The sequence below is a fragment of the Luteibacter sp. SVR4-7G genome, assembly GCF_056755555.1.
In genome coordinates, this window is sequence record NZ_JBPGXO010000002.1 from 65,214 (window position 1) to 90,816 (window position 25,603).

Annotated in this window: 23 protein-coding genes; 15 read left to right on the forward strand and 8 right to left on the reverse strand. The window is 63.9% G+C overall.

Going from position 1 to position 25,603, the window contains the following annotated elements:
* The first annotated feature begins 22 nt into the window (after positions 1 to 22).
* From ACR9ZH_RS01090 to ACR9ZH_RS01105, 4 genes are all read left to right on the forward strand, one after another.
* Entirely contained in the window at positions 23 to 715 is a 693-nt protein-coding gene (locus ACR9ZH_RS01090; RefSeq protein WP_481288910.1) for a hypothetical protein, read from the forward strand.
* A gap of 635 nt (positions 716 to 1,350) precedes the next feature.
* Positions 1,351 to 1,665 (forward strand): hypothetical protein, encoded by a 315-nt coding sequence (locus tag ACR9ZH_RS01095; RefSeq protein WP_481288911.1) that lies wholly within the window; start codon positions 1,351 to 1,353, stop codon positions 1,663 to 1,665.
* A 235-nt stretch (positions 1,666 to 1,900) separates the two neighbouring features.
* Positions 1,901 to 2,227: a hypothetical protein gene (locus ACR9ZH_RS01100; RefSeq protein ID WP_481288912.1), complete on the forward strand. Its 327-nt coding sequence runs from the start codon at positions 1,901 to 1,903 to the stop codon at positions 2,225 to 2,227.
* 119 nt (positions 2,228 to 2,346) lie between these two features.
* The gene (locus ACR9ZH_RS01105) at positions 2,347 to 2,853 is read left to right on the forward strand and encodes an SRPBCC family protein (protein WP_481288913.1); all 507 of its coding nucleotides are present in this window, start codon (positions 2,347 to 2,349) and stop codon (positions 2,851 to 2,853) included.
* A gap of 78 nt (positions 2,854 to 2,931) precedes the next feature.
* Here the strand turns inward: ACR9ZH_RS01105 and ACR9ZH_RS01110 are convergent, their stop codons facing one another.
* Positions 2,932 to 3,321, reverse strand: a complete 390-nt coding sequence (locus ACR9ZH_RS01110) for a hypothetical protein (protein ID WP_481288914.1) — start codon at positions 3,319 to 3,321, stop codon at positions 2,932 to 2,934.
* Between the two features lie 50 nt (positions 3,322 to 3,371).
* The gene (locus tag ACR9ZH_RS01115) at positions 3,372 to 3,794 is read right to left on the reverse strand and encodes a hypothetical protein (RefSeq protein WP_481288915.1); all 423 of its coding nucleotides are present in this window, start codon (positions 3,792 to 3,794) and stop codon (positions 3,372 to 3,374) included.
* Positions 3,795 to 3,971: 177 nt separating this feature from the next.
* Here ACR9ZH_RS01115 and ACR9ZH_RS01120 point away from each other — a divergent pair, with 177 nt between their 5' ends.
* Positions 3,972 to 5,522, forward strand: a complete 1,551-nt coding sequence (locus ACR9ZH_RS01120; protein WP_481288916.1) for a methyl-accepting chemotaxis protein — start codon at positions 3,972 to 3,974, stop codon at positions 5,520 to 5,522.
* A 98-nt stretch (positions 5,523 to 5,620) separates the two neighbouring features.
* Positions 5,621 to 6,268, forward strand: a complete 648-nt coding sequence (locus ACR9ZH_RS01125) for a DsbA family oxidoreductase (protein ID WP_481288917.1) — start codon at positions 5,621 to 5,623, stop codon at positions 6,266 to 6,268.
* Positions 6,269 to 6,298: 30 nt separating this feature from the next.
* Here the strand turns inward: ACR9ZH_RS01125 and ACR9ZH_RS01130 are convergent, their stop codons facing one another.
* Entirely contained in the window at positions 6,299 to 6,844 is a 546-nt protein-coding gene (locus ACR9ZH_RS01130; protein WP_481288918.1) for a cytochrome b, read from the reverse strand.
* 69 nt (positions 6,845 to 6,913) lie between these two features.
* Positions 6,914 to 7,825 (reverse strand): DUF5996 family protein, encoded by a 912-nt coding sequence (locus tag ACR9ZH_RS01135; protein WP_481288919.1) that lies wholly within the window; start codon positions 7,823 to 7,825, stop codon positions 6,914 to 6,916.
* Positions 7,826 to 8,078: 253 nt separating this feature from the next.
* On the opposite strand from ACR9ZH_RS01135, the gene ACR9ZH_RS01140 reads away from it, so the two are divergent.
* Positions 8,079 to 8,543, forward strand: a complete 465-nt coding sequence (locus ACR9ZH_RS01140; RefSeq protein WP_481288920.1) for a (2Fe-2S)-binding protein — start codon at positions 8,079 to 8,081, stop codon at positions 8,541 to 8,543.
* A complete protein-coding gene (locus ACR9ZH_RS01145) occupies positions 8,540 to 10,711 on the forward strand; it encodes a xanthine dehydrogenase family protein molybdopterin-binding subunit (protein ID WP_481288921.1) in 2,172 nt (723 codons plus the stop codon). Before ACR9ZH_RS01140 ends, ACR9ZH_RS01145 begins: the two co-directional genes overlap by 4 nt.
* Before the next feature lie 21 nt (positions 10,712 to 10,732).
* Here ACR9ZH_RS01145 and ACR9ZH_RS01150 read toward each other — a convergent pair whose 3' ends face one another.
* On the reverse strand, positions 10,733 to 13,186 hold the full coding sequence (locus ACR9ZH_RS01150; protein ID WP_481288922.1) for a glycosyl hydrolase family 95 catalytic domain-containing protein: 2,454 nt from the start codon (positions 13,184 to 13,186) through the stop codon (positions 10,733 to 10,735).
* Between the two features lie 190 nt (positions 13,187 to 13,376).
* Between ACR9ZH_RS01150 and ACR9ZH_RS01155 the strand changes: the two genes are divergently transcribed.
* Both ACR9ZH_RS01155 and ACR9ZH_RS01160 read left to right on the forward strand, forming a co-directional pair.
* Positions 13,377 to 16,256, forward strand: coding sequence for a TonB-dependent receptor (locus ACR9ZH_RS01155; RefSeq protein WP_481288923.1), 2,880 nt, complete (start codon positions 13,377 to 13,379; stop codon positions 16,254 to 16,256).
* Entirely contained in the window at positions 16,256 to 17,482 is a 1,227-nt protein-coding gene (locus ACR9ZH_RS01160; protein ID WP_481288924.1) for a glycoside hydrolase family 27 protein, read from the forward strand. The genes ACR9ZH_RS01155 and ACR9ZH_RS01160 overlap by 1 nt, the downstream gene beginning before the upstream one ends.
* Positions 17,483 to 17,587: 105 nt before the next feature.
* Here the strand turns inward: ACR9ZH_RS01160 and ACR9ZH_RS01165 are convergent, their stop codons facing one another.
* Positions 17,588 to 18,391: a CPBP family intramembrane glutamic endopeptidase gene (locus ACR9ZH_RS01165; protein WP_481288925.1), complete on the reverse strand. Its 804-nt coding sequence runs from the start codon at positions 18,389 to 18,391 to the stop codon at positions 17,588 to 17,590.
* Between the two features lie 19 nt (positions 18,392 to 18,410).
* Positions 18,411 to 19,619 (reverse strand): MFS transporter, encoded by a 1,209-nt coding sequence (locus ACR9ZH_RS01170; RefSeq protein WP_481288926.1) that lies wholly within the window; start codon positions 19,617 to 19,619, stop codon positions 18,411 to 18,413.
* Between the two features lie 141 nt (positions 19,620 to 19,760).
* Between ACR9ZH_RS01170 and ACR9ZH_RS01175 the strand changes: the two genes are divergently transcribed.
* The 5 genes from ACR9ZH_RS01175 to ACR9ZH_RS01195 all read left to right on the forward strand — a co-directional run bounded on the left by ACR9ZH_RS01175 (position 19,761) and on the right by ACR9ZH_RS01195 (position 25,213).
* Entirely contained in the window at positions 19,761 to 20,207 is a 447-nt protein-coding gene (locus tag ACR9ZH_RS01175) for a winged helix-turn-helix transcriptional regulator (RefSeq protein WP_481288927.1), read from the forward strand.
* Positions 20,208 to 20,239: 32 nt separating this feature from the next.
* A complete protein-coding gene (locus ACR9ZH_RS01180; RefSeq protein ID WP_481288928.1) occupies positions 20,240 to 20,890 on the forward strand; it encodes an MOSC domain-containing protein in 651 nt (216 codons plus the stop codon).
* A 110-nt stretch (positions 20,891 to 21,000) separates the two neighbouring features.
* A complete protein-coding gene (locus ACR9ZH_RS01185; RefSeq protein WP_481288929.1) occupies positions 21,001 to 22,356 on the forward strand; it encodes a cation:proton antiporter domain-containing protein in 1,356 nt (451 codons plus the stop codon).
* A gap of 266 nt (positions 22,357 to 22,622) precedes the next feature.
* Positions 22,623 to 23,942 carry an ABC transporter permease gene (locus ACR9ZH_RS01190; protein ID WP_481289026.1) on the forward strand — a complete coding sequence of 440 codons (1,320 nt, stop codon included), beginning with the start codon at positions 22,623 to 22,625 and terminating at the stop codon, positions 23,940 to 23,942.
* Between the two features lie 11 nt (positions 23,943 to 23,953).
* Positions 23,954 to 25,213 carry an ABC transporter permease gene (locus tag ACR9ZH_RS01195; RefSeq protein WP_481288930.1) on the forward strand — a complete coding sequence of 420 codons (1,260 nt, stop codon included), beginning with the start codon at positions 23,954 to 23,956 and terminating at the stop codon, positions 25,211 to 25,213.
* A 21-nt stretch (positions 25,214 to 25,234) separates the two neighbouring features.
* Here ACR9ZH_RS01195 and ACR9ZH_RS01200 read toward each other — a convergent pair whose 3' ends face one another.
* On the reverse strand, positions 25,235 to 25,540 hold the full coding sequence (locus ACR9ZH_RS01200) for a carboxymuconolactone decarboxylase family protein (protein WP_481288931.1): 306 nt from the start codon (positions 25,538 to 25,540) through the stop codon (positions 25,235 to 25,237).
* Between the last annotated feature and the right edge of the window lie 63 nt (positions 25,541 to 25,603).

Sequence of the window (25,603 nt, forward strand, 5' to 3'; positions counted from 1 at the left end):
ACCGCACCTTTGGGCCCTGAACATGCCAACCTACTTTAGATTTGCCATTCAAACCGCCGGTCGTCGGCATTCTGAAGAATGGTCATTCTTTGGAAACAAGAAAGATGGGTGCCTGTACGCGACGCGCGCATCGATGCGGAACTGGCTAAAAATTAGCTTTCACGAGACTGGTGCCTGTCACATCAAGACCGGCGAGTTAGTGGAGATTACCGAATCGGCCGAGACGCTGCGATGGACGAAGGAGCACGCTTGGCTTGCCCCACGGGAAAATTGCACCAAGCCCTCTCATCTGATGCGTCTTATCTATGATTTAAATCGCCAAGGGGCGAATTTGCCTTATTCAGACAGGATCAAGTTTCAGTTTGAAGAATGGGGTGGGCATGGGAGCTTGCACCTGAACGTATATGCCTGCCACGGAGCTGGCGACCCATTCTTGTCTGAAGCAGCGGAGGTCATTGCTGATGAGCGACTAGCTGGTGATCGACGGATAATCTTCGCTCTTGAGGCTGGGCCGCCGCAGATCGATTTGCCCGAACCAATATCTGGTGCCGTCATCCATATTGGCGAGCCCAACGACGATGACAGTTCGGGTCGGTCTCTCAAGAATATGACTTCAATTTTTTATTCCGTTCCAGAAGAGTCAGGGACCTTGGTTTTGGTCGAGGCGTCTGTGGCCAGATTTGTGCTGCCAGAGTTGCCTATCTCGGAGACCTGAGTGATATAGATTGATGATGCGTCAACCACATCACTGGGGTGTACTCCTGCCATCAGTTGCACTCATTACATTGCCTAGGAGGCGTTGATAACTGTTTGGGTGTTGAGAATTTTCTGGATCTCGCCACCACCTACAGACAACCACCCAACGCAAGTGCTAGGTTGTCCCCGTTGCCCGTCTCCGCCGCTTCGAACGCGTCACAGGCAACAGTCGCCCAAAGCGACGATAAGCGCGGGCCAAGGGTGTTGGCGCACCACAAGGCCCGCTAACCACAACCAACTTGCTAGGAGTCGATCAGTGGCTACCCAAGATCATACGGCACCCGCCCGCCCGCCGAATCCCCCCGGCGGCAAATCCCACCGCTCACCGGGCCGTCTGCACAGTCGCAGGCACGGTTGAAGAACCGCGGCGGCGGCCGCTTTCGGAGTCTTTTCTCAGCCGATACCCACACGGCGGGTAGCCCAGTGGGCCGGCGAAAGCCAGGCTGTCGCTGTCATCCACTTCTCAATCAAGCCGCCCGGCGCCCGGATAGGGCAGCCGGTCACCCGCGAGTCCGTTTGATCACCCCCGTGGCACGCCGTTCGCCGGCGTGCCACACCTGGACGCGGGCGCGGCGCATGCCAAAGGAAAAGGTCATGTCAGCAGAAGAGAACAAATCCCCGAAGATTCCCCTCCCGGAAAGTTGCTTCGATCCCGATGCCACGGCGCACGAATTGTTGAATCGCGCCATCGAGTGGCAGCAGTACATTCGTGGTATTTCGGAATTCAGCGCCGATCTGATGTATGGAGAGGACAGCGTGAAGCGCCGCCACGTGGCGATTGCGCTGGAAGCGATCTGTTCGCTCGCGAAGATGAGCGTCGAGTGCACGGAACACGCGCATGCGCAGATGTGCCGTGAACAGTTGCGGTTGGCTACGGAGCTTGGGGCAGGGATGGAACCTGGCGATTGAGACAGTTCGTCATCGCCCTTGATTACTCCGCGACGGCAGGCGGGATTCCGGCCCGCGCGAGCGGTATCCCCAGCCTGTGGCGGCCACGTCCCCTGTTTGGCACAATCCTCCTGCAACAGGGGAAACAGGCATGGCACACCATCCGACGCACTCGGCCGAACCCGGGTGCTCCCACGGTTACCTGTCCTCGCCCCTTGTTGTCCGGACTTTTCACCAAACAGGGGAGTTGTAAAGGATGCTGTTCATCTGGCGAGGCGCGGGAATACTGTCGTTGTTGGTTCCCTTCGGTGTCGCAATCGCGAGCCAATTGTCGGTCGATGGATTGCTGGGGAAGGGGTACTACTCGTCGCACAAGGTCGTTCCGGCGCTGACGCTGGCTATCGGCGGCGTGTTGGTATGGTTGCTCGGCCGGTACCTCAACAGTACGAAGCGCCGATATCGCACCATCCCGGGTACTGACCAGACCGTCCTGGTCCAGAAGTCTCACTCGCTCTTCTGGATACCCATGGAGTGGATAGCTCTCCCGATCATCGCCTTCGCCGGGTTCATGTTGTTCCGTTGAAGGAGCTTCCGAGCTGCAGCCGGTGCAGCTCGAAGCTGCGATCTATTCACTTCCACCGCGTCGACGGCGCGGTCAACATCTGTCCGTCGGACTGTCTCCGACGTACCGGTTGACCGCCTGTGAAAACCGCCGATTCCCACACCATCGAAGCGAGCATAACGATCCGGCGCCCCGTCGGAGTCGTGTACGCGTTCTACCGGGATTTCAAAAACCTGCCGCGCTTCCTGGGCGACGTGATGGCGGTCGAGACCATCGATCCGTCGACCACGCGCTGGACAATCCAGGGCCCGTTGAAGGTGGCGGTGCACTGGACGGTCACCGTCACCGAGGAGATCGAGAACGTCCTGATCCGCTACCAGACCGTCGCCCCTCCGCGGCGCCAGGTCCGTTGGGACATGTATTTCAAGCCGGGCTCCGATCAAGGAGAAACCGTGGTGCGCGAAGTAATGCACACGCCCCTCGGAGCCGTAGGCCTCGAGCTCCTGTCCTGGATCGGCAAGCCGGCCGCGAAGGAAATGGCGGCCAACCTGCACCGATTGAAGGAATTCCTTGAGACAGGTCGTGTGCAAGACCGCAACTATGCGGTACGCGGGAAATTTCCATCTTCAGGTTCGACGGGCAGCTGAGACTCAAGCCCTGAAGTGTCATGGAAGTCGACAATGCGCAGGCCCAATAGCGAGGAGTGGTCTCCATGGTACGAGGCGTCAGGCGATTTGGTGGCCCTCGACTACTGCCAATGCCTTCATCAAGCCGATGACGGTACCGCCATAGCTAGGCGTCAGGACAAAGACTTGGTAGCTGCCCTCAGCGACAAGGACGCGCAGTCTTTCTAGTTCATGCTCACGGGTACTGCGATGACTAAGAGCGGTGAGGAGATCGAGCGGTAAGTCGAAACTGGTCAACAACTCGCAGTCAAAGATGATATTGCCCTCTGAAAATTCGTCGACATTGAGTCGCTCCACGTCCGAAAGCACCAAGGTCAGGGGCGTGCCGGACTCGGTTTTCACAAACACCCTTGCTTCCCGGTCGTTGACCAGGATGCCCATGAGCAGACCGTCGTGCAGCGCAGGGAGCGTATTGATGTATTGCGTCATGGCGTCTTGTTCAGTTCGCTCAATTTGGCCGTAATCGATTTCTTGTTTAGCTATAGTTCTTTCGATGCATTTTCTGGATAGATATCGAAGGAGAGATCCAGGCCGAGATTGCCCAATTCCAGAAGAAGATCGGAAGAAAGCGTGTCTCCTGCGCCTGGGGAGATAAACCATCCGATGAAAAGCTCGGCTCTACCGCCGGTAGCTTTGAGCTCTGCAAAAAAGTCTCGAGAATGCTTTAGTCGCGAAATGCACTCTGATATCGATTCAGTCAACCAGCGAGCGTCATCCTTGATCAGCGGAAACACCGCGAAAGAATCACTATAGACGCCGTCAAGTGAGGCACCTTTAGGGGTGCGCCGAGCGTCTCCCTTATTCCAGGTCACCGATGCATCCAAGCCTATGCTTGGCAACATCAGGTCCAACCCGATGGCTTGGCTGAACAATCGGAGACTTATCGAGTGCTTGTTATTCATAGTAGAAATCGGTTCGACAGCGACGAAATGGACGCCTGCAAGGGCTTCATGGTACCGGGAATTTATTGTCCGATTCCTCGGTCGGTCCGGCGCCATTCGTCGCATGCATATCAGATATGGCTAAACGCCTTCGGGTACGAGCCGATACGGCATCACCTTGTCACGGATGCCAGTACGATGCGATTCACGGTGGGACGCAAGATCTTCGCGGCGATGAGCGCCGGTTTCCTCATTGCGCTTGCGCTGGGTGGCGTGGGCCTGCTGGCCCTCACGTTCACCTTTGGCGACCTTGACGCGATGTTCCACCGGAACCTGCTTCCGGTGGCGCAGGTAGGCCACATACGCTCGGCGATTGCGACCGAGCGCGGAGCGGTAAGCCGCGCCCTCTTGTTCGGCACGCCCGGCGCAGCTGACGACGCTCGGCGCCTCATCGCTTCGCTGGACCGGGATATCGACAAGCGATGGGCCGTGTATCGATCCGACGGCGTGGCGTCGGCTGAAGGCAGCGATGCAGCGCAGCAGTTCGAAGGCGCCCGGGCGGCCGTCGCCCCGCTGATCACGAAGACCCTCGCCATCCTTGACGCGGGCCATCGCCAGGAGGCGACGGATCTCGCATTGCATGGACTGGCCGGCGCGTTCGATGCGGAGAGCGCCGCGATCCTGCGTAACGTGACGCTGGTCGAAGGCACGGCCGGGGCACAGTTCAAGGCCGCCGAAGCCCGTCATGCACGCACCTTCGAGATCAGCCTCGCGATCATCGTCGCCGGTCTCGTCATCCTGTGCGCCGCTGGCTGGCTGCTGTTCCGGGCGGTCATGACGCCCTTGAGGGTTGCGAGCCGCCTCGCCGCCGACATCAGCCAGGGCACGCTGAAGCATGCGCTCGACGTGACGGGCGACGACGAGTTGAGCGATACCTTGCGCTCCCTGGCGACCATGGACGATACGCTCGCTACGGTGGTCGAGCAGGTTCGTGAAGGCGCACGGAGCGTGTCCCTGGCGGCGGCGGAAATCTCCCACGGCGTGGACGACCTCTCGCAGCGCACGCAGTCGCAGGCGGCGGCGCTGGAAGAAACGGCCGCGTCGATGGAGCAGATGGCGGCATCGGTGCGGCAGAACTCGGAAGGGGCGCGCACGGCCGAGACGGTGACCAAGGCATTGCACGAGGACGCGAAACGCGCCGCCGCCGTCGCGCGTTCGGCGGAAGAAGGCATGCAGCGGATCCAGCACGCCGCGAGCAGCATCTCGGGCATCGCCTCGCTGATGGACGAGATCGCCTTCCAGACGAACCTGCTGGCCCTCAACGCCGCGGTGGAAGCGGCACGTGCCGGCGAACAGGGGAGGGGCTTCGCGGTCGTGGCGTCCGAAGTACGCCAGCTCGCCCAGCGCAGCGCCAACTCGTCGCGCGAGATCCGCAAGCTCGCCACCGAGACAGGCGAGAGCGTCGCCCACGGCGTGGAACTGGTGCGCTCCACCGGCCGTTCGCTCGACGACATCCACCGGGGCACTTCACGCGTTGCCGGCATCATCGCGGAGATTGCCGCCGCGTCGGGAGAGCAGGCCTCGGGCGTGGACCAGGTCGTCCAGTCGGTTTCCGCACTCGACGAGATGACCCAGCAGAACGCCGCGTTGGCGGAAGAGGCGAGCGCAGCCAGCCGGGCGTCGCTCGAGCGGGCGAGGGAACTGACCGGACAGGTGGCCTTCTTCCGCTTCGTCGAAGCGGAGGTGTGAGCCGCCTCCGGGGCGACACCGCGAGTTTGTTCTAAGCAAGAGGTTAAGGCTGGGCGCGTGTACGATATCCGCAGGTATTTTTGATCAAGGACTCAGCCGTGCCGAAGAAAATCAAGATCGACTTCGTTTCGGACATCGCCTGCCCGTGGTGCGTCATCGGCCTGGGTGGTCTTGAGCAGGCACTGGATCGATTGCACGATGTGATCGAGCCGGAGCTCACGTTCCACCCCTTTGAATTGAATCCGCGGATGCCGGCGGGTGGCCAGAACAGCCTGGAGCACATCCACCAGAAGTACGGCATCTCGTTCGATGAAGCGCGGGTCAACCGCGAGCGCATCAGGGCGCGTGCGGCCGACGTCGGTTTTACGATGAACACGTCGGACGACAGCCGCATCTACAACACGTTCGACGCACACCGTCTGCTCGCGTGGGCAAAAGACGAAGGCAAGCAGCTTGAACTGAAGCGCCAGTTGTTCGCGTTGAACTTCACCGACCAGCGCGATCCGGGAAACCACGACAACCTGGTGGCCGCCGCAGAAAAGGCCGGGCTGGACCCCCTGCAGGCTCGCGCGGTGCTCGAGTCCGATCGCTATGCGGCCGAAGTTCGCGCGGACGAGCACCTGTGGCAGAGCCGCGGCATCAACAGCGTACCGGCGGTGGTCGTCAATGAGCGCTACCTGATCTCCGGTGGCCAGCCGGCGGACGAATTCGAGCGTCAGCTGAGGAAGATTGCGGCGGAAATCTGAGTCGCAGGCGCGCCGGCTCGCGCCGGGACCTCATGGGGTTCGGGAAGAGCGGCGCGCCGTCCTCATGCGGCCGAGGACGCCGTCGCGCTTCACGTAGTGGTGAAACAATGCGGCAAGCGTGTGCAACAGGATCAGCGCGGCAAGCACGTTGGCGGCGAAACCATGCCAGCTGTTCACCCGCAGGATGGTCGCCATGTCCTGCTTGCCGGGCAGCGTGAGGACGTTGAATAGCGGGAAACCGTGGACGTACGTATTCGCGAAGCCCAGCACGACCACGATCGCCAGCACGACGTACAAGCCGATATGGACGAAGCTGGCTGCCGCGCGTTCCGCCGTCGTGCCGACACCGGGCAACCGTCTGCCGCGCCGGAGGCGCCATACGATGCGTGCCACGAGCACCACGGCGATGCTGACGCCCAGCAGCACATGTACCGACCAGATGTCCACGCGTAGCGGACCTCTCGGGAGCAGGCCGGTGGTGCGGCCGATAGTCCACTGCACGATCACCAGGATGGTCATGAGCCAATGCAGGACGATGGTCGGCCGGTCGTAACGTTCAGGTGTGGAGTCGCGCATGTCGGTACTTCGAAAACATGATGTTTGTGCGCCCGGCGAGCGATTTGGTTGCCGCGGCGTCAGATGTATCTAGACCGGCCGTCCGGTGCCGATGAGGGCAGGGTTCCATCCGGCCGATCGTGCGCCCGCCTCGTAAGTCGTCTGAACGAAGGTCAGGAGGTCGCGGTCGGGCTGTCCGGATTCCACCAGCCTGTCATAGTCCAGGATGAACTCGCACATCGCGCCGTCCCAGTGCGCCGCCGCCGGCAGAACCGGGGCGTGTTCGATGCCCGGAGGCTGGGGGTAGGTGAAGGCGTAGTAGGCGGGCTTCGGGTAGGCATCGCTGCCGGACCACCAGCCGAACTCCATGAGCTCGGCGTTCATGGCGTTGCGACGAAGGAAGTCCGCATCGGGTCCTGGTGTGGCCGGCTTGCCGTTGTACAGCGCCATGCGGATGTCCAGGGTGCCCCACATCAGTCCGATGGGCTGGGTCTTCCCCTGGAAGGTGGCTTCGAACTCGCGCATGACGCGCTGCGAGCGGAGCAGGATGCGCCACCAGGCGTTGACGGCACGCGCATCATAAGCACGCACCTGGTCGTCGTGGTCGAAGGGCGTGCGATCGCCGACTTCCTGCGGAACCATCGTTATGTGCGCCTCGATGCCAAGCCGCCGGAGCATTCCAAGCAGGGTTTCCACGAAGCTGGCCACCGACATGGCCGCGAGTCCGAAACGGGCCTGTTGGCCATCGCTCCTCGCACAGACGACCTCGTGCGATACGAAGTCGACATGCACTTCGAATGTGCCGTCGCGGTCCGTCAGCGGTCCCGTGGTCAGGCCGCGCGCCGTCAGCCACAACGGGACGCCTGCCCATTGGGGCAGGAAAGGTTCGTGGAGTTTCAATTTGCCGACGGCCTGAAGGCCCATGTGCAGCAAGTGCTGCGTGTCGGCGAAGGCCGGGTAATCCAAGGCAGGCCAGGGCGGCAGCGGCGCAGGTGCGGACATGGTTACCTCCACGGGCACGGAGCCCTTGGGCGAGAGCATCGACTGCCCTGTCATAGCACCAAACAGGTCGGCGGGCCAGCCAGTCGGGCGTCAGGCGGTGCTTATGGGCGACGACGTGAAGACCGCGCATTGTGAACCTGCAATCTATTCACTTCCGGCGGCGCGACCATGCTGTGAACATCTCGCCGCCGGGACCCGATACCGGGGAACTATGCCGTCGGATTAGATGGCCATTTGAGATCCAGGGGGTTCGATGTCTTTCTCACTCACCGTCAATGGCGCGAACCACGAGGTCGATGTCGACGACGACATACCTTTGTTGTGGGTGCTGCGCGACGTGCTCGGCCTCACCGGCACCAAGTTCGGCTGCGGCATGGCGCTGTGTGGCGCGTGCACGGTGCATCTGGACGGGGTAGCCGTGCGCTCGTGCGTGCTTCCCGCGCGGGCCGTCAGTGGCCGGTCCGTCACCACCATCGAGGCGATCGGCGAGACCCCGCAGGGGCGCGCCGTGCAGGCGGCATGGCTGGAACTCGACGTGGTCCAGTGCGGCTATTGCCAGTCGGGCCAGATCATGTCCGCGGCCTCGCTCCTGGCGCACACGCCGAAGCCCAGCGATGCCGAGATCGACGCATCGATGTCCGGCAATGTTTGCCGTTGCGGCACGTACCAGCGTCTCCGCGCGGCCATCCATCGCGCCGCGGAGGGGCAGGCGAAATGACCGTCTCCAACCTGGACAATCCGCAGCGCCGCGATTTCTTGCGCAGCAGTGCCGCCGTGGGCGGCGGTCTGGTGCTCAGCCTCGTCCTGCCTGCCGTCATGCGCGCGTCATGGGCAACCCCGGCAGGTCCGGCCTTCGCACCGAACGCGTTCATCCGCATCGACCGCAAGGGCCTCGTGACCCTGGTGATGCCGATGGTCGAGATGGGACAGGGTACGTACACGTCGCTGCCCATGCTGTTGGCCGAGGAACTGGAGGTCGATCTCGATCAGGTACGGCTCGAGCATGCACCGGCCAGCGATGCCTTGTATGGCAATGCCATCCTCCATGTGCAGACGACCGGTCTGTCCTCATCCGTGCGCGCCTTCTGGACGCCGTTGCGCCAGGCAGGCGCCACCGCGCGGATACTGCTGATCGCTGCGGCAGCGAAGCAGTGGCACGTCGATCCCACGACCTGCACGGCACGCCATGGCGTGGTGTCCGATGCTGCTGGAACGCGTCATTTGTCCTACGGCGCCCTCGTGGATGCCGCCGCCCGCCTTCCGACGCCGAAGCCGGACAGCGTCGTCCTGAAGGATCCCAAGGACTTCATGCTGATCGGCACGCCGGCTCGCCGGCTGGACACGGCCGGGAAGGTGAACGGCCAGGTGAAGTTCGGCATCGATGCCGCGGTTCCGGGGATGAAGGTCGCCACGCTGGCGCAGTCGCCGGTCTTCGGCGGCAAGGTGAAATCCCTGGACGAGAAGGCCGCGCTGGCGGTCAATGGTGTGCACCAGGTCGTGCGCCTCGACGATGTCGTCGCCGTCGTGGCCGATCACATGGGCGCGGCGAAGAAAGGCCTCATTGCTGCCGCCGTGCAATGGGACGAGGGCGCCAATGCGAAGGTCGGTCACGACGACATCGTGAGGCAGCTGGTGGAAGCCTCGGCAAAGCCCGGCGTGGTCGCTCGCAACGATGGCGACGCCCCGAAGGCGCTGGCGAGCGCGGCCCGGCGGCTCGATGCCAGTTACGAGGTGCCTTTTCTCGCCCATGCGACGATGGAGCCGATGAACTGCACGGTCCACGTGCGCAAGGACGGTTGCGATGTATGGGTCGGCACGCAGGCGCCCACGCTGACCCAGGGCCTCGTGGCCAAGGTCCTGGGACTGCCGCCCGCATCCGTGCAGATCCACAACTATTACATCGGTGGCGGGTTCGGCAGGCGTCTCGAAGCGGATGGAAGCGTACTCGCCGCGAGGATCGCGCAGCACGTCGACGGCCCGGTCAAGATCGTCTGGAGCCGCGAGGAAGATATCCAGCACGACATGTACCGGCCCCATTATTACGACCGCCTGTCGGCGGCCCTGGACGAAAGCGGCAAGCCGGTGGCCTGGACTCATCGCATCGCAGGCTCATCGGTCGTCGCCCGCTACCTGCCGTTCCTTTACAAGAACGGCTACGACTTCGACGCGGTGGAAGGCGCGGCCGAGCCGCCTTACGCCATTCCCAACATCCACGTCGACTACGTGCGCGTGGAGCCGCCGGGCATACCGACCGCCTTCTGGCGCGGCGTCGGCGTGACGCACAATGTCTTCGTCGTGGAATCCTTCATGGACGAGCTCGCGCACGCGACGAAGCAGGACCCCGTGGCGTACCGCAAGGCCTTGCTGGGCAAGAATCCGCGAGCGATGGGCGTATTGACGCTCGCCGCCGAGAAAGCCGGCTGGGGCTCGCCGTTGCCGAAGGGACGGGGGCGCGGCATCTCGTTGCAGTTCGCTTTCGGCAGTTACCTTGCGCAGGTGGCGGAGGTGGACGTCGCCGCCGACGGGACCGTTCGCGTCCACCGGCTGGTCTGCGCCATCGACTGTGGCCTGGTGGTGAATCCCGACACCGTCGCCGCGCAGATGGAGGGCGGCTCGCTGTTCGGCCTTACCGCCGCGCTGTATGGTTCTATCACGTTGCGGAACGGCCGCGTGGAACAGAGCAACTTCCACGACTACCGCCCGATGCGCATCAACGAAACGCCGCTCATCGAAACCCACATCGTGAAGAACGCCGAGGCACCCGGCGGCATCGGCGAATCGGCCACCGCCATCGTCGCGCCCGCCGTGACCAATGCGATCTTCGCGGCGACCGGCAAGCGCATCCGCACGCTGCCGATCCAGGCGGCTTCGCTGGCCGCTTCGTAGCCATCAGATCGATGAGAGGCGCTACGACATCGTGCCGGGTGGGGTCACCGTTACCGACCCTCCCGGCCGCAGTGCAATGTCTCGCTCCCACGCGCCGAACTTCAGCCGCGTCCGCTCGCCACCGACGCTGCGCACCGTCACCGACGTGACCTTCCCGCGCTTCCACGACAGGTCGACGCGGAACCCACCTCGTGCGCCCATGCCGGTCACGTTTCCCGATGCCGCCCAGGCTTCGGGGAGGGCTGGTAACAGCACGATGAGCCCGGGTCGCGAGGACATCAGCATCTCCAGCATGGCCGTCGGCGTGCCGAAGTTGGCGTCGATCTGGAAAGCATCGGTGTCGGCGTCCAGCTGGTACATGTCGAAGAGGTTCTGCGCGGTGCCGTTGCTTCGGTTCCTTGACGGGGAGAGGTTGGTGAGGACGAGCCGGTAGGCCTTCGCGGCGTCGCCGAGGCGTGCCCAGCACATGGCGCGCCATGCGCAGGCCCAGCCGTAGCCGCCCGTGCCGCGCGCCTCGAGGAGACGGGTCACGCCCTCGATCAGCTTTGGCGGGCTGTCGCCGGCACGAATGCGGTCGCCCGGAAAGAAGCCGACCAGCGGCGACAGGTGCCGGTGCTCCGGCTCGCCCAGATCGTCGGGCGTCATCCATTCCTCGAGCCAGCCTGTCTTGCTGCTGACCTGGGGCAGATAAAGCCGCGCCTGCAGCTGCCCGATCGTCGCGGCATAGCCGACGTCCTTGCCCAGCAGCGAACTGGCCTGACGGTAGTTCTCGAAGAGGTCCCAGACCCACTCCTGCGCGTACGTGATTCCTTTGGCATCGGTTGGTCCCTGCTCGGGCGACCAGTCCGCATCGTCGATCAGGACCTCGCGCATCGATCCCGTCGCCGGATCTTTCACGCTCACGGTCAGCAGACGCGACTCCCAGAACTCGCAGGCGCCTTTCAGCAGGGGATAGATGCGGGCGAGGTATGTGCGACCCGGGTTGTACTGATAGTGCTGCCACAGGCTGTTGCACAGCCACGCATTCCCCGCCGGGTGCCATCGCCATCCCCCACCTCCGTAGATGTTGGTGGAGATGCCGATGGTCCAGCCGGCGATCTTGCCGGAGTGGTTACGGTAGGTATTGCGGGGATCGTTGAAGTGCTTCCGGGTCGCCTCGGTCCAGGCGTCCACCTGGCTGAGGCAGTAGTGAGTGAAGGGATCGAAGCAGGAGGGCAGGCCGGCGCGGTCGGGCAGCCAGTAGTTCATCTGGATGTTGATGTCGCTGTGATAGTCGGCCATCCAGGGCGACACATTGCTATCCAGCCAGAGTCCCTGCAGTCCCGTGGGAAGGCTATCGCGCGAGCCGGCGATCGTCAGGTAACGCCCGTACTGGAGATACGTCGCCTCGAGCTCGGGATCCGCCGGCGACCCGGCCTCGGCACGCGCCTGGAGGCGCGTCCAGGTGTCCAGGCCGCGCTGTGCCGCGGTCGAGGTGCCCAGGTCGACACGCATCGTGTCGAACAGCGAGCGGTAGTCGGCGACATGGGTCTGCAGCAGAACGGCCGAAGGCTGCTCAGCGGCTGCCCGGGTCTTCCGGATCGATAGCTTCAATGGATCGAGCGACGCATCCATGTAACCCTTGACCGGGTCCGGCGTGTAGTTGGTCCCCCCGCAAACGATGACCGTAAGTGTGCCGCAGTTCGCAAAACGGATGCCTTGTCCGTCGGCAGTGACGCCGCCGGACGCCGCCATCGCCATGACGTTCGTGGCGTACTTCAGGCCGTTATCCAGGGTCCCTTCGAAGCGCGTAGCGGCGGCGGGCGCCGGCCACTGCAGGACCTCCGCGCGGGAGGTGTCTCCATGCATGCCGTGGAGCGCGACTGACCCGCTGAAGACGCCACCACCGGCCTGGGAAAGGTGGATGACGATGGCGTCGTCGGGGTGGCTGGCGAAGACCTCCCAGGAGTACGCGACGCCGTCCTTCCGATACGACACGCGCAGGTAGCCCTGGTCCAGGTCCAGCTCGCGCCGGTAGCCACTCACGTGCGCCGCCTCGTGCCCCTCGATCGACAGGTAAAGCCTGGCCAGCATCACCAGGCTTCCGAACTGTTCCGCGGAATAGTCGAACTGACCGTCGTCGCCGAGCGCGACCTTGCGCTTTCCCAGCCACATCGAGGCGTCCGTGAGGTAGAGGAAGGTCGAGCCGGGGTCGCCGCCCACCAGCGCACCGAGGCGTCCATTGCCGACAGGCAGGCCCTCGCGGAGCACGTTGGATTCCGGTGCCGGCGTGCCGTACGAAAGGATGTGCCTTGCCGCCGTCACGGGCATGGGGCCGGCAGGGCGTCGCACGGTCTTGCTCTCGGTGAAACGGGGCAGGGCAAGCCACGGCAGCAGGGCCGCCATCGTCCCGGTCATGCGCAGGAAGCCGCGCCGGTCCATGGGATCGCCATGTGCTTCGTTCAGGCCCGGCGGTCGATCCGTATCGCTCGCCATGGCGTTCCGAAGCCTCCCCTGAACTCATTTGTCGGACAAACGAATCTAATCGTGGCCGGCTGAGCTTGTCATGCTGCGGCGCAGCTTGTGGCCGCGACGAATATCGAACAACCATGAATAAGTTGTACAAATATGTGCGACTGCGCTGTCGGGGGGTTGGGGTTTTTCCACAATGTCGGGGAGGGTAGCCGTGCAGCTCAAGCAATTGGTTGTGGCAATGGGTGTCGCCTGGATGGTTGGATATGGGGCACCGGGATTCGCACAGACAGCAACGGCCGCAGCGCCGGATCCGGCTCCGGCCGGTACACCATCCACACCGCAGGCGGCCAAGCCGGCCAAACCTGCGACCGCCGACCCCGACGACAAGAAGGTAACCGAATTGGGCGCGGTGGCGGTCACCGGCCAGCTGGCGGCGCTCCAGCGCGCGCAGGCGATCAAGCAGGACGCGGTCAACGTGGTCGACTCCATCTCCGCGGAAGAGGCGGGCAAGTTTCCCGACCCTAACGTGGCCGACGCACTTCAGCGCGTCCCCGGCGTTTCGGTGAACCGCAGCGGCGGCGAGTCCAGCCAGATCGCCGTGCGCGGCTTCGGTCCCGAGTTTGTCGCCGTCACCATCAATGGCCGGCCCATGGCCACGGCCTCCGGTTCCCGCGCCTTCAACTTCGACGTGCTGCCCTCGGAGATCATCAGCGTCGCCCAGGTCAACAAGACCTCGTCGGCGGATATCAGCGAGGTCGACATCGGCGGCGTCGTGGACATCCAGACGGCGCGGCCGCTGGACTTCAGCGGGTACCACGGGGCGTGGAGCGCCGCGGGCGTCAACAGCAACCTGACCGGCGACTGGAAGGGCAAGACCACGCCCAAGGCCTCGGGGCTGTTCGGCTGGACCAACTCGGACCACACCTTCGGCTTCATGGGCTCGGCCTGGTACTACAAGCGGAAGGACACCCAGCTCAACACCCAGGCCAGCTCGTGGTACGCCGGCCAGGACATCTCTAAACTGTCGGGCCTGAACAACCCGAACTACACGAACGTGGCGGTGCCGGAGACCCTGGCGAGCAACGTGCTGGACGAGACGCGCGTGCGCAAGGGCGTCAGCGGCGCCATCGACTGGAAGCCGATCGACCGGCTGACGGTCCAGTTCGACACCTTGTACTCGGCCTATAAGGTGGATCCGATCGAGCACGAGTTCGGCGAGTACGGGAACACGGGCGACATCCAGTCGATCACGACCGATGCCAACAACACGGCGCTGAGCTTCATACGCAAGGGCGAAGGCCCGAACGTCATGGCGAACGACTATGTGGCCTCGTACACGCCCAGTTACGAGAAGAGTTATCAGAACGGCCTCAACCTCGGCTTCGACATCGACGAATCGACCAAGCTGAGCCTCGACGTCTCCAGCTCGAAGGCGTGGAACAAGGAGAGCCCCGGCGGATACTTCCTCGTGGTCGGCGCGAAGAACTTCGGCACGAATCCCACGTGGACCAACGGGGGCGACAACCGGCCACCGAGCTACTCGAACATCCTCTCGCCGACGAACCTGGACAACCTCACCGCGCATTGCTGCAACGCCGGTTCCGGCAACAACGTGACCAACAAGGTCAACAATTACCAGATCAAGCTGGACAAGGCCTTCAACGACGGCGTGCTCTCGCGGCTGCAGGCCGGCTTCCAGTACACCAATGAGTGGGTGAAGTCGGTGAGCTGGGGCACGCCGAACAGCATCCTCTGCAACGCCTATTGCGGTTACTCCGTCGAGGTCCCGGCGGATGCGATTGGCGCGTACATCTACAAGGCGCCGCCGAAGATCAACGGTGTCTCGTCGCCGGGGCTGCCCGCGGAATGGATACAGTACGACCCGCGCGCGTACCTGAGCTGGCTGGCTTCGCCGGCGGCATACAACCAGCTCTCCCCCGAGAAGCGCGACGCCCTGCTTGCGGGCCTCGCGGCCAATGGCGGGACCCTCGACGCGGCGCCCAATCCCGGCAGCTACAACAACGTCGGCGAGAAGGAGAAGGCGTTCTTCGCCCGCGCCATCTTCGAAGGCACGATGTGGAACATGCCCTGGGCAGTCGACGTGGGCTTGCGGTACCTCCATGTGGCCTCGACCTCCACGGCGGTCAACCAGCCGCCCATCGCGTATCGCATCGACCCGAACGACACCAGCAACGGCCAGGTGACGTATGGCCCCCTGGCGCCACAGTCGGACAATGGCGGCTACCACAAGTGGATGCCGTCGCTGAACTTCAAGTGGAACCTGCTGGATAACCTGGTCTACCGCTTCTCGTGGTCGAAGACGCTGACGCCACCGGCCTTGAACAACCTGTACTACAACAAGAGCTTCGGTACGCGCCCGAACTCGCTGACCATCTCGCAGGGCAATCCGCAGCTGCAGCCGTATACCTCGCGGAACTACGACATGGGCCTGGAGTGGTATATCGACGACGCCAGCTACATCGCGCTGGAAGGGTTCTACAAGAAGGTCAGCAACTTCAGCACGCTGGTGAGCACGCCGGTGCCGTTCCTGACCGACCAGAACACCGGGCAGCCGTTCATCTGGTCGCTCACCCAGCCGATCAACCTGAACTCGTCGAACATCTACGGCGAGGAGTTCACTTTCAACTACCAGTTCACGCACCTGTTGCCCGAACCCTTCAACGGCCTGGGCATGGCGCTGAACTACACGCACGTGAAGAGCAGCACCAATCTAAGCCCGGGCATCATCGCCGCCTCGGGCAAGTTCGCGGTACCGGGTATCGGCGATTCGGCCAACGCCAGCCTGTACTACGAGAAGGGGCCGGTGCAGGTCCGCGTTGCCTACAACTGGCGCGGCAAGTACCTCGAGAACCTCTCCTACGGTGCGGGTGCCCAGCCGGCCACGCGCAGCGACTACGGCCAGGTGGACCTGAGCGCGAGCTACGCGGTGGACAAGCACCTGTCGGTCTTCGTGTCCGGCACCAACCTGACTCACGAGCACCTCTACGACTATTCCGTGTACCGCAACCGCTTCCTGTACGCCGAAGCGGACGGCACCGTATATACCGTGGGCCTGCGGGGAACGTTCTGATGGCGACGACACGAGGATTGACGATGGGCACCACCCTGGCAAGCATCCTGCGAGGCACGGTACTGTGCGGGCTCATCGGCGCGGCGGGTATCGCCACCGCGCCGGTGAAGGCGGACGAGGCAGCGTCCGCCTTGCCGCAGATGGGCTTCAACAACTGGAATTCCACGCATTGCCGTGCCGAATTCGACGAAGCGATGATTCGTGGCATCGCCGACAAGTTCATCAGCCTCGGGTTGAAGGATGCCGGCTATCGCTATGTGAATATCGACGACTGCTGGGCCAACTGGCAGCGCGACAAGGATGGCCATTTGCAGCCCAATCCGAAGCGCTTCCCCAGCGGTATCAAGGCGCTCGCCGACTATATCCACCAGCGTGGCCTGAAGTTCGGCCTGTATTCCAGTGCGGGCACCTCCACCTGCGAGCCGTTGCAGGAGAACCGCGGTTTCCCGGGCGGCCTCGGTCATGAAAAGGACGACGCCAAGACCTTCGCCTCATGGGACGTGGACTACCTCAAATACGACAACTGCAACAACCAGAAGATCGACGCGCACAAGCGTTACACCGCCATGGCGGAAGCCCTGCGGAACAGCGGCCGGCAGATCTTCTTCAGCATGTGCGAGTGGGGCGAGAACAAGCCCTGGCTCTGGGCGGGCAAGCCCCCGGTGAATGCCGGGTCCTGGCGCACCACCGGCGACATCAGCGACAACTACGCCTCCATGTTGAAGATCTTCAAGGAGAACGTGGTACTCGACCCCTACGCGCACCTCGGCCACTGGAACGATCCGGACATGCTCGAAGTCGGTAACGGCGGCATGACCGACGTCGAATACCGGAGCCACTTCAGCCTGTGGTCCATCATGGCGGCGCCCCTGCTCGTCGGCACCGACCTGCGCACGATCAAGCCCGATGCGCTACAGATCCTCCTCAACAAGGATGTGATCGCCATCGACCAGGATCCGCTCGGCGTCCAGGGCAAGCAGGTGCGGGACGCCGACGGCATCCACGTCATCGTCAAGCCGCTCAAGGATGGCGGACGTGCGGTGGCGGTCTTCAACGAAGGCGACACGGCGAAAGACGTGACCGTGGCCGCGACCGAGATCGGCCTTAAGGCAGGCGGCACCTACACCATGCGTGACCTGTGGGCGCACAAGGATGCGAAGGGTGACGGGTCGATCAAGGCGAGGCTGGAACCGCATGCGACGGTGATGTATCGGATCAGCGGGTAATGCCTGCGGCCATCCGGCTGCAAAGCCGGGTGGCCGCACGGCTCGGCCGTGGTGCACCAGCGATGGCTCGGTCGGGTGGCAGATCCATAATTCTTGCCGGCAAGTTCAGCGGCTGCGCGATGCGTAGAGTGGCGAACGACGCCATACCATCCACGCCCCGGCCGCCACGGCCAGGTTCAACACCGTCATCCCGATCCAGATGTGCAGCTGCGAGCTGGCCGGAACGCCGGACGCGAAGACCGGTCGCCACAGCGACCCTTCGCTCGTGCGCAACCACGCATCCTGACCAAGATTGTTGGCAATGTGGAATGCCGCGACGAAGGGAAGGCTGCGCGTGGCAAGCATGAGGCACCCGTACATGATGCTGGCCGAGCCGACGACAAGCACGCCGGCCGGCCATGGCACGCCGCCGGCAATATGCATGCCGGCGAACAGGATGCTGGGCACGAGCACGGCGGCGAAGGCGCCGGCGCGGCCTTCGAGGCGGTCCATCCCGTAGCTGCGGTAGCCCACCTCTTCGGCAATGCCCATGCAGACGCTGGCCAGTGTGCCGAGGACGAAGGCCGTCCAACTCAATGCCGCATTCGAGGCCCAATGGAAGGGCGCAACAACGAATACTGGCACCGACCACGCTCCGGCGAGCAGCAGCCCTCCCGCGATACCCAGGGCGGCACGGGGTGCAGCGCCAGCGTCCAGTCCATAGCGTCTCCAGCTCAAGCCGTCCCTGCGCATGTAAAACCAGGTGACGGCGGTCACCAGACACATCACCAGGAGACACTTTACGAACCAGCCGGCCGAGGGACCGAGACGAGCAGGGACCAGCAAGGCGGCAGCCAGCGTTCCCCCGAAAGCCATGAGCATGACGAGGATGAAATAGCCAGCGATGCGAATGACGGATGGTGTGGGCATGGGCGGTCTTCCCTGTTTTTCACCGGCCTGTATTGGGAACCCCTGTTGTGGAAGTGACATTAGATCGTGTGCCGGCGAAAAGCGAGGCGGCGCGCCAGAACACCAACGCCGCGACGCTTACCCCCGCACCCAGTACGCAGACCCCTGTCCAGTGGAACCTTGCGTACACCACCGTCGTTGCCATCGCACCCGCACCGCTTCCGGCGGCGTAAAAGAGCATGTACGCACCCACCAGACGTCCGTGCGCATCCGGCCGCTGACGGAAAACGAGGCTCTGGTTGGTCACGTGGATAGCCTGCCCGCCCATGTCGAGCAGGACGATGCCCAGGGCCAGCCATCCAAAGGACGCCTGCATGAATGCGAGCGGCAGCCAGGCGGCGATAAGGAGGCCGAGCGCCCACCCGGTCACTCGTTGGCCCAGTCCCCGGTCTGCCCACCGGCCAGCGCGGCTGGCGGCCAGGGCTCCGACCGCACCCACGAGCCCGAACGCGCCTATGGCGGTATGCGAAAGCCGGTACGGCGCTTCGCTCAATGGCAGCGCCAGTGCGCTCCAGAAGACGTTGAACGCAGCGAACATCAGGAACGCGATGGTGCCGCGCACGCGCAGCACGCGCTCGTCGCGCAGCAAGCCGATCATGGACGACAACGCTTGCGGGTAGGTCAGGCGGGTCATGGGCAACGGTAAGGCGGGTAACGCCCGGTGGAGCAGGGCAGCGAGACAGAGCATCACCGCTGCCGCCACGCCATACGTGCCACGCCAGCCGGCGATATCGCCTATTCCGCCGGATACCACGCGAGCAAGCAGCAGGCCCACGAATACACCGGCCTGGGTACTTCCCACGACGTGTCCGCGATCGGCGTCACCGGCGGCGCTAGCCGCATAGGCGATCAGCCCCTGGGTCATGGCCGTGCCGAACAAGCCGGTGGCGAGCATGCCCGCGAGGAGTAGCGCGGCACTCCCGGCCAGTGCGACGGTGGCCAGCGCGACGATGAGGGCCAGCGCCTGGATGAGCATGAGGCGACGGCGGCTGACCAGGTCCCCGAGGGGCAGGAGGAAAACGAGGGCGAGGGCGCAACCTGCCTGGGTGGCCGTGACCACGCCTCCGACGGCCGCGCGCGTGATCGAGAAATCCGCGGCTATCGCATCCAGCAGCGGCTGGGCGTAGTACACGTTGGCGACGCTCAGGCCGCTGGCGCAGGCCAGCAGCGCGAGCAGGGGGCGGGACACCGGTCTTGTGCCAGCCGCCGGCAGGATGGGGATTGGCGGTGAGTCCACGAAGCGCCTTGTAGTTGCAAAATGAAACCAGAGCGTAGGTTGCATGGTTGCAAAATGCAACTAGAATGACGAGAGCATCCTGCAGGTATTTCGATGACTGCCAGAAACGATCCCGCCAGCGAAACGTGCCCTGTTGCACGGTCGGTCGATTTGATCGGCGACCGCTGGTCGCTCCTCATCGTGCGCGACGCGTTCGACGGCGTGCGGCGCTTCAGCGACTTCCAGCGGGGCCTCGGTGTCGCCCGCAACATCCTCAGTGACCGGCTACGCCGGCTGGTCGATGCCGGCATTCTCGCGAGCCAGCCGGCATCGGACGGCAGCAGCTACCAGGAGTACGTGCTTACCGGGCAGGGGATGGATTTGTTTCCGGTGATCGTGGCCCTTCGCCAGTGGGGCGAGGGGCATCTGTTCGCGCGGGGCGAACGGCATTCGGTGCTGGTCGAGGCGAAGACAGGGAGGCCGTTGGCGCCGATGGTTCCGTCTGCGGGCGATGGCCGGAAGTTGGGCGCGGGGGATACAGTAGTAAAGAAGGTAAGGTAGCCTGTTCGCTACACCAGCAAGGGCACTTGGTAGTGAGCCACGCATTTCCCATCGGAAAGGTCCTGGTAGGCAGGGTGGCGCCCTTGGGCGAGTCCGGCAAGACCAGTGCCATCCACAAGCTACCCGTGAATCGAAGCATGCGCGTCACGCGCATCGGCTTCGCCGACGATAGCCAGGCCGACCTGAAGCACCACGGTGGCGAGGAAAAGGCCATCCATCACTATCCCTTCGACCACTACCCGGGTTGGCGCGAGGAAGTCGGTGCGTTACCGCTGCTGGAACGGGCGGGCGCGTTCGGCGAGAATCTCTCCACGAACGGCTTGACGGAGAAGGACGTGGCTGTCGGCGACGTCTTCCGGCTCGGCACGGCGACACTCCAGGTAAGCCAGGGGCGTCAACCGTGCTGGAAACTCAACGCCCGCTTCGAGGTCGCGGACATGGCAGCCCGCGTACAGACCTCGGGCCGCACAGGTTGGTATTTCCGTGTGCTCGAGGAAGGAGATGTACCGCCCGATGCATCGCTCGAGCGCATCCACAGGGAAACCCCGGAGTGGACCATCGAACGCGTCTGGCGCGCGCTGTACGTTGATCGACACGACCGTGAATCACTCATGGCCCTGGCCAGCCTGTCGACGCTGTCCGGGAACTGGAGACTGCTGGCGCATCGAAGGATGAGTAGTTAAGGGCGGCGTTGCTCAGCGTGGCCAGGGTGGGGTGGTCGGTTTCGATGATGCGGATGGTTTGTGCACGCCATTTCGCACCGTGTTGACCGAATCGACGCAATGATTACCCCATGACTCCACTATGGTGGCTCGTGCTGACCGGCACCCTCCTGTTGACCACTTCCTTGCTGTCGGGGTGGATCCAGCGCGGGCCCGTCACGACGTTCGCGATATATCTCGTCGTCGGCATCATCATTGGCCCGGGCGTGACCGGCCTGGAGCGGCTTCCCTCCACGGCGGAGCACATCCACTGGCTGCACTGGGCAACGGAAGCGGCCTTGGTCGCCTCGCTGTTCGTGACCGGCCTGAAGCTCCGCCTGCCGTTGAGCGATCCCGGATGGCGCATGGCGGCGCGCCTTGCCTTGCCGGCCATGGTGCTCACGGCTGCCGGCGTGGTTGCCGTTGCCTGGTTTGGTCTCGGTTGGCCATTTGCAGCGGCACTCGCTCTCGCGGCCGTGGTGAGCCCCACCGATCCCGTGTTGGCCTCCCTCGTCTCGGTCGACGATGCCCGTGACGACGATGCTCTCCGTGTGGCGCTGTCGGGCGAGGCGGGCATGAATGACGGTACGGCACTGCCGCTTCTGTTCCTCGCCCTTGCCCTGATGGACCCGGCCGCCGGCAAGGCGAACGTGATCACGCATTGGTTGACGGTAGATGTCTTGTGGGGACTGGCCGGAGGGCTCCTCATCGGCTTCCTCGGCGGGTGGGGTCTCGGTTATGTGGGAACTCACATGCGCCACGCCACGCGCGATGTCGCGCCCAGCGATTTCCTCGCCTTGGGCATCATGATCGTCGTGTACTCGGTGAGCCATATGCTGGGGGCGTCGGGATTTCTCGCCGCCTTCGCGGCCGGCGTAGGGTTGCGCAGGGTAGAGCTTCAGGTCAGCACCCAGAGCAAGGGGTCGACGGAGAGAGGCGAGGAGTCGCTCGACGAGCCGGCGGAAACGCGGATAACTCCGAACGAACGGGCACAGGCGAACGTCGAACACCCAAGGGAAACCGTGGGCTGGGTCGTCTCCGATGCCTTGTCGTTCGGCGAGACGATCGAGCGGCTGATCGCCGTGGCGCTGGTGCTGGCGGTGGGGATTGCAGTCGTCCCGGCGGTCAGCTGGCACGGCATGTTGCTTGCCGGCGTGCTGCTGCTTCTGATCCGTCCGCTGGCCGTCTGGGTGGCCACGATCGGAAGCGGCGCGCCGTGGCAACGGCGGCTGCTGATCGGCTGGTTCGGCATCCGCGGGCTCGGCAGCCTCAACTACATGGCCTTCGCCATCGGACACGGCTTCGTCGGGATTCCGGGGCAGGTATTCGAGGGTGCGGTACTGACGGTGGTCGCGGTGAGCGTGGTCATGCACGGGGTAACCGTAACGCCCTTGATGCAATGGCGGGCCCGGGCGATCAAGGCGGCGAAGGGAAAGCACGTCAGCTGACGGCGATGCAGTGATCCCATGCGTGTCCGGTCAGCGTCCGTCCGCGTTGTCCGCGGACGCTCTTCTTTTTGTCGGGATGGCCCGCATAAACGCAGGCCGGCAGGGAGATTTCGCGCTTCCACGACGCTGGCATGACCCTTGCTGGTCAGGTGCGAGCGGGCATGTGTCCGTCCAAGGGGTAAGGGAATGGAACGATCTGGGGGACGCGGTGAAGTGTCGGCTATGAGCGACGGGACGCCGGTAACGGGCAGGGAGGAGGGATGAGCATGCTTGGCTATTATCTCGAATTGGCCTTGCGCAGCCTCAAGCGCAGCCGCGGGCTGACCGCGCTGATGGTTTTCGCCATCGGCTTCGGCGTCGCCGCATCCATGATCACGTTTTCGGTTTTCCGGGCGGTATCGGGCGATCCGATTCCCTGGAAGTCGTCGCGGCTGTTCGTTCCCCAGCTCGACGCCTGGGGACCGAGCACGCACCGCGATGGCAACGACGAGCCGGTCGATGCCCTTTCCTACACCGATGCCATGGCGTTCATGCGCGACCACCGCGCGAAGCTGCAATCGGCGATCTACCTCATCTATCCCTCGGTGGTACCGGCGCGGCCGGGCGAGCATCCGTTCAACGTTGCCGGCCATGCGGTCTATGGGGAATTTTTCCCCATGGTCGAGGCGCCGTTCAAATTCGGTGGCAGCTGGAGTGTCGATGACGACAGGCAGCGCTCGGCGGTGGCCGTCATCAGCAGCAAGCTCAACCTGAAACTTTTCGGCGGGGAAAACAGCGTCGGCAGATCGGTCAACGTCGAGGGCAAGAGTTACCGCGTGGTCGGAGTCCTCGACAAGTGGAATCCCCAGCCGCGCTTCTATGACGTGCAGAACACCGGCGGATTCGTCACCGTGTCCGACGACCTGTTCCTGCCCTTCGACCGTGCCATCGAATCGGGTGTGCCGAACGATGGCAACACCAATTGCGCGAAGCCTCCTGCGGAGCCTGGTTTCGTGGGCCTGCAGCGCTCGTCCTGCGTCTGGGTGGGTTACCTGGCGCAACTGGACGATGCCTCGGCCGTGTCCGCGTTTCGGAGCTACCTGGAGAACTACGCCCGCGACCAGCAGAAGGCGGGTCGATTCAACTGGCCCCCGAACTACCGGCTACGCGATCTTCCCGCATGGCTGGAGAGCGAGGAAGTGGTTCCTTCTGACACTAAGGTATCGCTGCTCGTGGCCCTCGGCCTGCTGATCGTATGCCTGGTGAACACTTCCGGTTTGTTGCTGGCGAAGTTCCTGCGCCGCAGCGGTGAAATTGGTGTGCGACGGGCGCTGGGGGCAGGGCGGTTCGCCATCTACGCCCAGTTCCTCACCGAGGCGGGGATGATCGGCGTCGCCGGCGGCGTGCTCGGCCTCGCACTTACCGGCATGGGCATCCTGGGAGTGGGCATGGTGCTGCCAAAAGGGATCGCCGAACTCGCCCGGCTGGATCTGCCCTTGCTGCTGCTGACGCTCGTGGTGGCAGTGATTTCGACCCTGCTTGCGGGCCTGTACCCCACGTTCCGGGCATCGCGTGTGCAGCCTGCCTGGCAGCTGAAGTCGAATTGAGGCCCAAGGATATGACCCTCCATCCCATGCTCGCTGCGCTGCGCAAGCACAAGGCCGGTGTCGTGCTGATCGCACTGCAGATCGCCTTGACCCTCGCCATCGTCTGCAACGCGCTCTTCATCATCGGCCAGCGCATCCACAACATCAATCGACCCACCGGCATGGTCGAAGACGACCTGTTCCTGGTGTCCCAGCAATGGGTAGGGGCGCCGGACGCCGACCAGTCGGCTGGCTCGCAAAAGCTCGACGCGATGCTGAGAGAAGACCTGGCGGCCTTGAGGAACATGCCGGACGTGAGTTCGGTGACGCCCACCAATTCCCTGCCGCTATATACCTCGTCGCGTGCCGGCTCGGTCGGCATCAATCCGGGCAATGGCACATACGATGGTGCCAGCGCGGGCACCGCGCGCACGAGCTATTTATTCATGGACGAGCAGGGTCAGGCCACGCTCGGGCTCAAGCTCGTGGCCGGACGTTTCTTCAACGCCGGCGAAGTGCAGCATTACTCCGGACGGGAGGACCGCACGCCGAGCGTGATCGTCATCACCAAGGCGCTCGCGGACAAGATGTTCCCGGACAAGGGCGCCGTGGGCCAAGTACTTTACGTGGACGGATCGGGCACGCCTTCCAGGGTGATCGGCGTGATCGAGAGATTGCAGGGAGCGGTCTGGGCGAAGACGTTCACCTGGAACATCGTCGTGATACCCGCGAGGCAGAACTCGAATTTCTCCCGCTATGCCGTGCGTGCCAAGCCGGGCAGGAGGGATGCAGCGATGAGGGCGGTTCCTTCCCTGCTCTACGGAATCAACCCCATGCGGGTGCTCGACGATACGGAGGCGGTGAAGTCGTTCGAGCGGATCCGCAGCGACGCGTACCAGTCGGATCTTGGCATGGCGATCCTGATGGGCGTGGTTTCCGTCATCCTGATCGGTGTGACCGCCGCGGGAATCGTGGGCCTCACCAGCTTCTGGGTGGGCCAGCGCCGCAAGCAGATAGGCGTGCGGCGCGCCCTCGGGGCGCGGAAGATCGACATCCTGCGTTACTTCCAACTGGAGAACCTGACCATCGCGATCGGCGGGGCCGCGGTGGGCATCGTGCTGGCGCTGGCGCTCAATTTCTGGCTCATGCGTGACTTCGGCATGGACCGCATCCCGGTGCCCTGGGTGCTGGTCGGCGTGGCATCGGTATTGCTGCTGGGCCAGTTCGCCGTTTTCGTGCCCGCGCGCCGCGCCTCGAACGTTCCGCCTGTCGCGGCCACGCGAACGGTCTAAGGCGCGAACGCTCGGGGAGCCTCAGCTCTTGAACATGTGGCTCGCATGCGTCACCGAGCCACCCGCCCGGATCGCGGCCGCCACCAGCGCCGCTTCGGACAACTGCTGGTCCGTGGCACCCGCGTCGCGGGCCGCCTTGGTGTGGATCTCGAGGCAGTACGGGCACTGGGTCGTGAGCGCCACCGCCACGGCCATCAGCTGCTTCTCGCGCACGGTGAGGGCGCCCTCGGCGAATGCCGCCTTGTCGAAGGCCCAGAACGCTTTCATGCCCTCGGATGCGTTTTCGTCCAGGCGCTTGAGCTGGGCCAGGTTCTTCATGTCGTACATGGGATTTCGCCTTTTGTGGTGGTGGGTCTGTCCAAGGATAGACCGCGCACGGCGAGCCTTCAT

Excerpts from the sequence above, each read along its gene's own strand:
- ACR9ZH_RS01095 (WP_481288911.1), top strand. The coding sequence starts at position 1,351 with ATGTCAGCAGAAGAGAACAAATCCCCGAAGATTCCCCTCCCGGAAAGT.
- ACR9ZH_RS01150 (WP_481288922.1), bottom strand. The coding sequence starts at position 13,186 with ATGGCGAGCGATACGGATCGACCGCCGGGCCTGAACGAAGCACATGGC.
- ACR9ZH_RS01160 (WP_481288924.1), top strand. The coding sequence starts at position 16,256 with ATGGCGACGACACGAGGATTGACGATGGGCACCACCCTGGCAAGCATC.
- ACR9ZH_RS01135 (WP_481288919.1), bottom strand. The coding sequence starts at position 7,825 with ATGTCCGCACCTGCGCCGCTGCCGCCCTGGCCTGCCTTGGATTACCCG.
- ACR9ZH_RS01165 (WP_481288925.1), bottom strand. The coding sequence starts at position 18,391 with ATGCCCACACCATCCGTCATTCGCATCGCTGGCTATTTCATCCTCGTC.
- ACR9ZH_RS01090 (WP_481288910.1), top strand. The coding sequence starts at position 23 with ATGCCAACCTACTTTAGATTTGCCATTCAAACCGCCGGTCGTCGGCAT.
- ACR9ZH_RS01120 (WP_481288916.1), top strand. The coding sequence starts at position 3,972 with ATGCGATTCACGGTGGGACGCAAGATCTTCGCGGCGATGAGCGCCGGT.
- ACR9ZH_RS01140 (WP_481288920.1), top strand. The coding sequence starts at position 8,079 with ATGTCTTTCTCACTCACCGTCAATGGCGCGAACCACGAGGTCGATGTC.
- ACR9ZH_RS01190 (WP_481289026.1), top strand. The coding sequence starts at position 22,623 with ATGCTTGGCTATTATCTCGAATTGGCCTTGCGCAGCCTCAAGCGCAGC.
- ACR9ZH_RS01100 (WP_481288912.1), top strand. The coding sequence starts at position 1,901 with ATGCTGTTCATCTGGCGAGGCGCGGGAATACTGTCGTTGTTGGTTCCC.
- ACR9ZH_RS01115 (WP_481288915.1), bottom strand. The coding sequence starts at position 3,794 with ATGAATAACAAGCACTCGATAAGTCTCCGATTGTTCAGCCAAGCCATC.
- ACR9ZH_RS01200 (WP_481288931.1), bottom strand. The coding sequence starts at position 25,540 with ATGTACGACATGAAGAACCTGGCCCAGCTCAAGCGCCTGGACGAAAAC.
- ACR9ZH_RS01175 (WP_481288927.1), top strand. The coding sequence starts at position 19,761 with ATGACTGCCAGAAACGATCCCGCCAGCGAAACGTGCCCTGTTGCACGG.
- ACR9ZH_RS01195 (WP_481288930.1), top strand. The coding sequence starts at position 23,954 with ATGACCCTCCATCCCATGCTCGCTGCGCTGCGCAAGCACAAGGCCGGT.
- ACR9ZH_RS01145 (WP_481288921.1), top strand. The coding sequence starts at position 8,540 with ATGACCGTCTCCAACCTGGACAATCCGCAGCGCCGCGATTTCTTGCGC.
- ACR9ZH_RS01110 (WP_481288914.1), bottom strand. The coding sequence starts at position 3,321 with ATGACGCAATACATCAATACGCTCCCTGCGCTGCACGACGGTCTGCTC.
- ACR9ZH_RS01185 (WP_481288929.1), top strand. The coding sequence starts at position 21,001 with ATGACTCCACTATGGTGGCTCGTGCTGACCGGCACCCTCCTGTTGACC.
- ACR9ZH_RS01130 (WP_481288918.1), bottom strand. The coding sequence starts at position 6,844 with ATGCGCGACTCCACACCTGAACGTTACGACCGGCCGACCATCGTCCTG.